Origin of the sequence: Haladaptatus sp., from assembly GCF_049589095.1 — an archaeon.
Lineage (GTDB): Archaea > Halobacteriota > Halobacteria > Halobacteriales > Haladaptataceae > Haladaptatus.
Window position 1 is genome coordinate 1 of sequence record NZ_JBAWAC010000104.1, and the last position, 8,260, is coordinate 8,260.

The window sequence follows — 8,260 nt, forward strand, 5'->3', positions numbered from 1 at the left end:
AACTGTTTCTGGATGCACGACCCGAACGCCGACTGGAACGTCCGGGAAACGTTCTACGACGGATACCGGGAACGGCGAAACGTGGACAGCACCTTCGAGCGAAACGAACCGCTCTACCGGGTGGAGACGCTCGCCAACATCGTCGCGGCACTGCTCGACATGGACGAACTATCGGAGTACGAAACGGGGTTCTACGCCGAGCAGATTCGGGAGGCGGTCGAGGGGGCCGAACGGACGGTACGGTAACGGGCAAATCGGTACTGACGGTACGGTAACGGACGGAAGCGCAGAAACGGGGGACAGAGTTTTACCCCTAGTTATTGCATGCTCTGTGGATGCGGGTTCGGGAGTTTCCGGTCTTGGGGGAGGCCGACCGATCGGTCGTCGACAGACTTGCGTGCGGGATTGGAGAACCGGCGGCGACAGTACTGGCGTATCTGTTGTGCCGAAGGGAGGAGTTCACGACGGAACCGGCGTCGCTGCTCGCGGTTCGGATCGGAACCGGATCGAATCGAAAGGCGGTGCGGAACGCACTGGCCGAACTGACGGAACGCGAACTGATCGAGGCGACCACGGTTCGGGACGAGACACCCGGTAGACCGGCGACGAGGTGGCGTGCGACCGGAAGCGTCGAGGAGACGGTCGAAGCCGTGTACGACGAGCACGCCAACGAGTTGCTCGCGCGGGCAGGAGCGTTCCCCGAACCGAACGCCGCCGCCGAGGTTGACTCGACGGTTTCGGACCCACCGATTTCACACGCCACGAACGCGTCGGTCTCGCTCGCGCTGAACTGGCGGCCAAACGGTCTCCACGCGCCGCTGTTCGTCGCGGACGAGACGGGACTGTACGAAAAACGGGGGCTGTCCGTTCGGTTCGACGTTCACGACGGGTCGCGGGCCGCGCTCGACGGGATCGTCTCGGAGACTGCCGACGTTGCGGTCAGCGGCGCGGCGACCGTCCTTCGGGCGCGAGCGGAGGGCGAGGAAATCGTCCCGGTCGCCCTGCTGTTCCAACACGCCATGACGGCCATCTACGGACTGCGAACGACGTTCGACGGTCCATTGGAGCGCGCCGAACAGCTTCGTGGCCTCCGTATCGGAATGCCATCGACCGCCGAGACGGGGCTGCTCGGTCGGTTGTTCCTCTCGCAAGGGGACGTCCTGGACGACGTGGAAATCGTGGACCTCCGTGGTGAGGAGCGTGCCGCACTGCTTTCTGGAGCCGTCGACGCCGTCACGGGTTCGTTTTCCGACCCACGGAAACTACGGGACGGCGGAATCTCGGTCGAGTCGATTCCCGTCGCGGAACGGTTTCCCCTCCCCGGTCCTGCAATCGTAACGAACGAGCAGGACCTCTCGGAACGTGAACCGGAACTGGCCGCGTTCCTCGCGGCGACGACGGCTGGATGGACGACCGCCCGACAAAACCCATCCCGCGTCGAGGAGGCGGTCGAAGCACACGACGATGCCGAACCCAGTTCCCCCAACCGAGAGCGACGGACGTTCGAAGCGGCCGTCGCGGAGTTCGGGACCACCGACGCGGTTCGCAACTTCGGATGGGGGTGGGGGGAAGCAGAGCTATGGAATCGGTTAGCGACCGCGCTCGACGGCGTCGGATCGCTCGGAAGCGAGGGGACCGAGCGATGATAGAATTGGACGAGGTCGGCGTTTCGTTCGGCGACGTAACTGCCCTCGGCGGCATCGACCTCCGGATACCGGACGGCGAGTTCGTCACCATCATCGGCCCGTCCGGTTGCGGAAAAACGACCCTGTTACGAACCGTCAGCGGGCTTCAGACGCCGACGCGCGGGCGGATTCGATTGGACGGACGCTCACCGGACGAAGCGCGAAGCGAGGGGACCATCGGCGTCGTCTTTCAACAGCACACGCTGTTGCCGTGGAAGACGGCCCTCGAAAACGTCGTGTTCCTGCGACGGATGGCGGGAAAGTCGCCGAAGCGTGCCGACGCGCGCGAGTTACTCTCGACGATGGGGCTCGACGGGTTCGAGGGGAACCGTCCGGCCGAACTCTCGGGGGGAATGAAACAGCGCGTGGCCATCGCGCGGGCACTCCACCTCGGTGCGGACGTGCTGCTGATGGACGAACCGTTCGGCGAACTGGACGAACTCACCCGCGAGGAGATGGGAATCGAAGTTCGAGACCTCTGGCGTCGGGAGCGAAAGACCGTGTTGTTCGTCACCCACAGCGTTCCAGAAGCCGTGTTACTCGGGGACCGCTGTGTCGTGATGGGGAACGATCCAGGTCGGATCCGCACGACGTTCGACATCGACCTTCCCCGCCCTCGAGATGGGGGGATTTTCGACGCCGACGCCTATCAGGAACAGGTCGCGACAGTGCGAGCGTCGCTCCACGCCGATCAGTGAACGGAGAGGTCGTCGTCGGTCGTTGCCTCGGTGAACTCCAGTTCGATTTCGAGTTCGTCCTCACGGCCGCCGGTGAACTCCACTTCGACCTCGATGGGTTCGTCGTACTCGAACGGAATTTCCCAGTCGCTCGTCGAAACCGTGAGCTTCGTCCCCGCTTCGATCTGATCGGCGAGTTCGCGGAGGAACGTGGCCGTCTGTTCGCGCGAAAGCTGGACTTCGCGTTCGAAGAAGCCGTCGGTGACTTCCGATGGTTCCGAGTTGCCGTCCGTCGGGAGTTCGACGTTGTCGTCCATACCACGTCCACGACGGGGGGACAATTAAATTATCGTACGCCCGCGGGCAGTTCGTGGTGTGGTTCTTTGGGGGTCGCCGTCGTATCCGGTTCGATGTCACTGCTCGACATGCTCGGGAGCAAACCCCGTCTCGAAATCCTACGGCTTCTCTCGCGCGAACCGATGTACGTCTCCGAACTCGCGGAGGAAGTGGGAATGGACGGGAAGACGGCCGTGCACCACCTGCGGGCGTTGGAGGGGGCGGACCTCATCGAACCATACAGGCAAGGAAATCGAAAGTACTACCGGCTGACGAAGGTCGTCACCCTCCGTGCCGCGCCGTATCCGGAGCGGACGTTCATCGTCCAAGCGAGCGATATCGATGGAGGAACGGCTTGAGAATGAGTCCGGCGGGGAGGTTTATCAACTCGAACGTCGCACGGTAAGAAGTGACGGACGAATACGATGCGGTCGTGTACGACCTCGATGGAACGCTGGTTCGGCTCGCCGTGGATTGGGCCGCCGCTGCAAAGGAGATACAGCCGATAATTCGGGAACATGGCGGCGAAGCGACCGCGAACGATGCGCTTGATTTGTTGCCGGTCGCGAAATCACTCGGTATCGAGGAGAAGATCGAACCGCACCTCGCGGCGGCCGAACGCGCCGGAGCGCGGCAATCCGAACGACTCCCGCTGTTGGAGGAGTTCGCCGACGTGGAACGGCCGGTCGCCATCTGCTCGCTCAACTGTGAAGCGGCGTGCCGTCTCGCGCTGGAGGAGCACGGCGTTCCGAACGGAACCGACGTCATCGTCGGGCGGGACTCGGTCACAGAACGGAAACCACACCCACAACCACTGCTCACCGCCGTGGACCGTCTCGACGCGGTTCCGGAACGAACCCTCTTCGTCGGGGACTCGGACAGTGATGCGGTGACGGCCCGGAAGGCAGGAACCGCATTCCGGAGGGTGTGATCGCTACTTCGTGACCGGCACGTACCCCGATGAAGCGTCGATGATTTCGGATACCGAACCGGCATCGGTGGTCACCGGCATGGAAACGGAATCCAAACCTCGCCGAGCGGGTTCCAACGAACGGCGCAATATCACTCGAAAACGTCTCACGACCCTCGACGATCGATCCTGATTTGACGCCGCAAAAGAAGCATCCAAGGTCGCCAACCCCACACAGTATTGTATATTTATAACAAAACGGCTGCGACGAATGTTCAACACTCACAGCATACGGTTCGAGAAAATTCTACCCGAAGTTACGGATAGAGACTCTATGAATCGGACACTCACCATTTTTGCCGAGTAAACGATTTACCGATCAGTCAGTTGCGAAATTTTGATAAAATATTGGGCTAGATTCGAATAGATGCATCTACGGCTGTATTTTTAGCAGCTCATTGGTGGTTACTGCCACGACAGGAGATTATTCCGCTTCATATGTTTGGTATTTATGAGTGAATGACTACTGTGTATTTTATACAATATTGGTTAGTGGGGTCGATGATCGAACGAGCGGTCGATCGGTCGTTTCGATTCGATCCGGTGCCACCGCTACTGGTCTCGACGATACGGGAAAGCGAGATTATACGAACAGACCTATGTCTGTAACGGCACATGACATCGAGCGATGAACGTCGGTGTCCAGCGCCCCATGAACGGTTCCACATTCGAAAATGCCCACCGAGCGTGGAGTGATGGTCCGTTACATACCATAAGAATTCTGTCTATTGTCCCCTCTCGTAACAGATATCTGATCATTCTGTCCCCCTACTGTCTACTATTTCTCCAATATTACATGAGAATATAAAAATCGTAATATTATAGACATGTATGGTCGTGGCCAGAGCGTGAACAGACGCTGTAACGACCAACTGGAACTCATCTCTTTCGGACGATATGCGGGAACAACGGTGACGCTCGTCTCCGAGCGGCGTGAGAAAGTGCGTGAGAGCTGCTGTTCGAGAGGTGTTTAGTTCGAATCGACGCGGAGGTCGTGGACGTGTTCGCCGACGAAAAGCCGTAGTCGGCCGGTGTCACCGTACCCACTGGGTTCGTGCGCGAACAGTCGGTCGTCGGTGGAGAGCGAGAACGAGACGGTCGTGCGTTCACCGGGGTCGAGTTCGACACGTTCGAACCCCTTCAGTTCGCGCACGGGCGTCACGACCGAACTGAACTCGTCACATGCGAACAACTGGACGACCTCGCTTCCGCGCCGGTCACCCGTGTTTTCGAGCGAAACGTCCACCGTCACCGGTTCGTCGGGACGAATCACGTCGGACGAGACGTCCACGAAGTCGTACTCGATGGTCGTATAGCTCAGCCCGTGACCGAACTCGAACAGCGGGTCGTACGACGGGGGATGTTCGTCCGCGCCGATGGGATGCGGGTGCGGAAGGTAGTTGAAATACGTCGGGAGACAGTCCGCCGACCGAGGCATGGAGACGGGAAGCCGACCGCCGGGTTCGCTCTCGCCGAAGAGCGTCCGAGCGATTCCCTCGCCACCGACGGTTCCGGGATAGTACGCCATCAGTATCGACGGCACGGTGTCCGCGAGCCATTGCACCGCGAGCGGTCGCCCCGTGATGAGCACCGCGACGACTGGCGTCCCAGTCTCCTCGACGGCAGCCACGAGTTCACGCTGTGACTCCGGGAGCGACAACTGTGACCGAGTCGGGAACTCCCCAGTCTCGCTCGTCGTATCCATCGTCGGTCCGAACTCGTGGAGATACCAATCCTCGCCGAGCTCGAGGACGGCGACGTCCGCGTTCGCCGCCGCTCGCGCTGCTGCGTCGATATCGTCCGGTTCGTTGATACCGCTCCCCCGTTCGTGGGTGACGGTGACGTCCTCACCGACGGCATCCCGAATCCCTTCGAGGACGGTGGTGCCCGGCACGCCGTCGGGGTCGTTGCTACTCCACCCGCCCAGTTGGTGGACGATTTCGTCCGCGTTCGGTCCGCCGACGAACACCTCGCCGATATCGTCGGAAAGCGGAAGGAGGTCTCCGTCGTTCTGGAGCAGCGTCAGCGACTTTTCGACCGCCTCCCGGGCGACCCGCTGGTGCTCCGGGGAGCCGAGCAGTTTCTCCGCGGTTTCGGGGTCGACGTACGGGTCCTCGAAGAGGCCGAGTCGGAACTTCGTCGTGAGGATTCGCTCGACGCTTTCGTCGATCAGGTCCTCCGAGAGTTCACCCTCCTCGACGAGTTCGAGGACGTGTTCGGCGTGGTCGGTGCCCGCAACCGACGCGATGTCGAGTCCGGCGAGTCGTGTCTGCAGTGTCGCCTCGATGGGAGAGCCTGCAGTACGGTGTTCCGCGTGGAGTTGATCGACGCCGCCCCAATCGGAGACGAGGAGTCCATCGAATCCCAACCCTTCGCCGAGAAGTTCCTGCAGGTAGCGCTGGGAGCCGTGAACCGGTTCCCCGTCGATCGAGTTGTAACACGGCATGACCGATGCGACGTCGGCATCCAACGCTTCCTCGAACGGGGGAAGAAACACGTCGTGAAGCGTCTTCGACGATATCTCGACCGGTGCGGCGTCTTCGCCGCGAGTCGGGGCACCGTATGCCGGGAAATGCTTCGCCGTTGCGGCGACGGTTTCGGGGCTCGGACCGTCCCCTTGGTATCCCCGTACCTTGCTCGCGGCGAACTTGCCGACGAGATACGGACTCTCGCCGAACGTCTCCCCGACCCGACCCCATCGCTGGTCCCGTGCCACGTCACAGGTCGGGGAGTAGTTTTGCGCGGCCCCCGTCGCCCGCATCTCCGTTCTCGTTACGGTGGCGACGCGTTCGGCGAGGTCGTCGTCCCACGTCGCCGCGAGACCGAGGTTGTTCGGGAACACCGTCGCCTCCTTGATGTAGGCGTGGCCGTGGATAGCGTCGGCACCGAAGAGGAGCGGGATTCCGAGCCGCGTGTTCTCCTTGGCGTGCCGTTGGAGTTCGTTCGCGGCTTCGATGGCCTCAGAAGCGTGTTCGTTCGGCGAACCGCCCCAACCGAACGGCGCGACGGCACCGACGTGATGTGTCTCGATTTCGTCGATGACATCTTCGATTCCGTGTGGCCCATCGTCGAGTGTCCCGATGTACGATCCCGTGAGCTGTCCGACCTTTTCTTCGAGCGTCATCCGACCGATGAGGTCCGTGACTCGCTCTGCTGTCGAGACCGATGTCTCTGGTGGTGAATGGCTTTCTTCTTGCTCCGCCATGGAGTATATTTTTGTGTGACCTGTTAATAACCTTTTCTTAGGATACCATCGGCCGCGTACATCGAGTTCGGTCCCGAACATCCATCCGACGAGGTTCCTCGGGTCGCTACGTGACTACGGACGGTGAGATCCGAGAAATTCCGACACTCACTACCGTCCGGGAATTCCGTCCCAAGACGAGGTGTAATCGATGTCCTCCAGCACGATCCGGACCGCCTCGATATCCTCGTAGACGGCACCCCAACTCCCGATGCTGTACGTTCCGTCCTCGTTCGCCATCTGGACTCGGACGAATCCCGCCAGTTCATCGTACGACGGACGTGTCGTCGAGCGATGCACGGAAGGATACAGTATGTCCGTGACGAGGCCGGTGATCTCGCAGTCCTCGTTACGATCGATCCAGAACCCGTGGACGGTAGCGGTAATGCGTGCGCCGTCGGCTTGGAGGGCGACGGCGTCACGGACGAACTCCTCTAGGGTCATGTAAACGCGTGCGACGTCCGAATCGACGTATACGGTGTCCCAGAGGGACCACAGACAGGTCTGAAAGTACCAGTGGAAGATGAACGAGAGGATGTAATCGTCGATGAGGACGCCGAACGGTCGGTTCGCCCAGTCGTTCGGCGTGAAACACGTCATCGTGCGATCGACGATGGTCAGGAACGGGCCAGGAATATGACACACTCGAAGCTCGGAGAGGGTTTTTTCGAGGTCGATAGCCGTGAGCCAGTCGTCGGACTCACCGTCGGGATACACGGTGACCCGCACCACGACATCGCGTTTGCGTACGTCCTGCAACGCGTTCGTAAGCGCTTCGAACTGCTCGACGGTCACCGAGAGCTGGATGAAACTCTCGGCATCACGGATGAGATCTCGGGCGCGGTCGATGACGGTATCCTCGTGTTTGACCACGCTCACCATGTGTGAACTGAGCGACGGCCGTCGCCACCGGTCCTCGATGGCGTCCGCCGCTTCGTCCATCATCTGGCCACGGGAACGGAGTTTCTGGAGGATCGATACGGGGTCCTTCGGGCGAGCGTGAAGCGTGTCCTGTTCGAGGGTCTCGATGTACCCCTTCTGTTCTAGCGCCCGCAACACGTCGTAGATCTGGGATACCGGGACCGAGCACTGATGTGCCACCTCCACGGCGGATGCCATCCCCTGTTCGAGTAATGTAACGTACGCATCCGACTGATACGCCGTCAACTCCGCTTCCTCGAGGGCTTCCCGAAGCCTGTCATCGTCCATGTCCAATAGACGCGCAGTCCCCACGAATAAATTTTCTCACTGTTTCGGAGGATATTTTCATATGGTTTCGAACGTGATAAACGAATTCGGATTTCGTCTCACGTTCTACAGGACTGGATTTGTATGACGACAGAATCAG

8 protein-coding genes are annotated in these 8,260 nt (G+C 60.6%); 5 read left to right on the forward strand and 3 right to left on the reverse strand.

What is annotated here, in order from left to right; genetic code table 11:
- The 3 genes from WBV42_RS03575 to WBV42_RS03585 all read left to right on the forward strand — a co-directional run.
- Positions 1-246 (forward strand): hypothetical protein (locus tag WBV42_RS03575; protein WP_423984820.1); only part of this gene is annotated, 246 nt, incomplete at its 5' end.
- An 89-nt stretch (positions 247-335) separates the two neighbouring features.
- Complete coding sequence (locus WBV42_RS03580) at positions 336-1,646, forward strand: ABC transporter substrate-binding protein (RefSeq protein ID WP_423984821.1); 1,311 nt, start codon at positions 336-338, stop codon at positions 1,644-1,646.
- Entirely contained in the window at positions 1,643-2,383 is a 741-nt protein-coding gene (locus tag WBV42_RS03585; RefSeq protein WP_423984822.1) for an ABC transporter ATP-binding protein, read from the forward strand. The genes WBV42_RS03580 and WBV42_RS03585 overlap by 4 nt, the downstream gene beginning before the upstream one ends.
- Here WBV42_RS03585 and WBV42_RS03590 read toward each other — a convergent pair.
- Positions 2,377-2,679 (reverse strand): amphi-Trp domain-containing protein, encoded by a 303-nt coding sequence (locus WBV42_RS03590; protein WP_423984823.1) that lies wholly within the window; start codon positions 2,677-2,679, stop codon positions 2,377-2,379. The genes WBV42_RS03585 and WBV42_RS03590 overlap by 7 nt on opposite strands.
- Before the next feature lie 93 nt (positions 2,680-2,772).
- On the opposite strand from WBV42_RS03590, the gene WBV42_RS03595 reads away from it, so the two are divergent.
- Positions 2,773-3,057: an ArsR/SmtB family transcription factor gene (locus tag WBV42_RS03595; protein ID WP_253226388.1), complete on the forward strand. Its 285-nt coding sequence runs from the start codon at positions 2,773-2,775 to the stop codon at positions 3,055-3,057.
- A gap of 50 nt (positions 3,058-3,107) precedes the next feature.
- On the forward strand, positions 3,108-3,629 hold the full coding sequence (locus WBV42_RS03600) for an HAD family hydrolase (RefSeq protein ID WP_423984824.1): 522 nt from the start codon (positions 3,108-3,110) through the stop codon (positions 3,627-3,629).
- 1,009 nt (positions 3,630-4,638) lie between these two features.
- Here WBV42_RS03600 and WBV42_RS03605 read toward each other — a convergent pair.
- Positions 4,639-6,873, reverse strand: coding sequence for a glycoside hydrolase family 3 N-terminal domain-containing protein (locus WBV42_RS03605; RefSeq protein WP_423984825.1), 2,235 nt, complete (start codon positions 6,871-6,873; stop codon positions 4,639-4,641).
- Positions 6,874-7,023: 150 nt separating this feature from the next.
- The gene (locus tag WBV42_RS03610) at positions 7,024-8,121 is read right to left on the reverse strand and encodes a TrmB family transcriptional regulator (protein ID WP_423984826.1); all 1,098 of its coding nucleotides are present in this window, start codon (positions 8,119-8,121) and stop codon (positions 7,024-7,026) included.
- Between the last annotated feature and the right edge of the window lie 139 nt (positions 8,122-8,260).

Coding starts and splice junctions, on each gene's coding strand:
- WBV42_RS03580 (WP_423984821.1), top strand. CDS start 336: ATGCGGGTTCGGGAGTTTCCGGTCTTGGGGGAGGCCGACCGATCGGTC.
- WBV42_RS03585 (WP_423984822.1), top strand. CDS start 1,643: ATGATAGAATTGGACGAGGTCGGCGTTTCGTTCGGCGACGTAACTGCC.
- WBV42_RS03590 (WP_423984823.1), bottom strand. CDS start 2,679: ATGGACGACAACGTCGAACTCCCGACGGACGGCAACTCGGAACCATCG.
- WBV42_RS03595 (WP_253226388.1), top strand. CDS start 2,773: ATGTCACTGCTCGACATGCTCGGGAGCAAACCCCGTCTCGAAATCCTA.
- WBV42_RS03605 (WP_423984825.1), bottom strand. CDS start 6,873: ATGGCGGAGCAAGAAGAAAGCCATTCACCACCAGAGACATCGGTCTCG.
- WBV42_RS03610 (WP_423984826.1), bottom strand. CDS start 8,121: ATGGACGATGACAGGCTTCGGGAAGCCCTCGAGGAAGCGGAGTTGACG.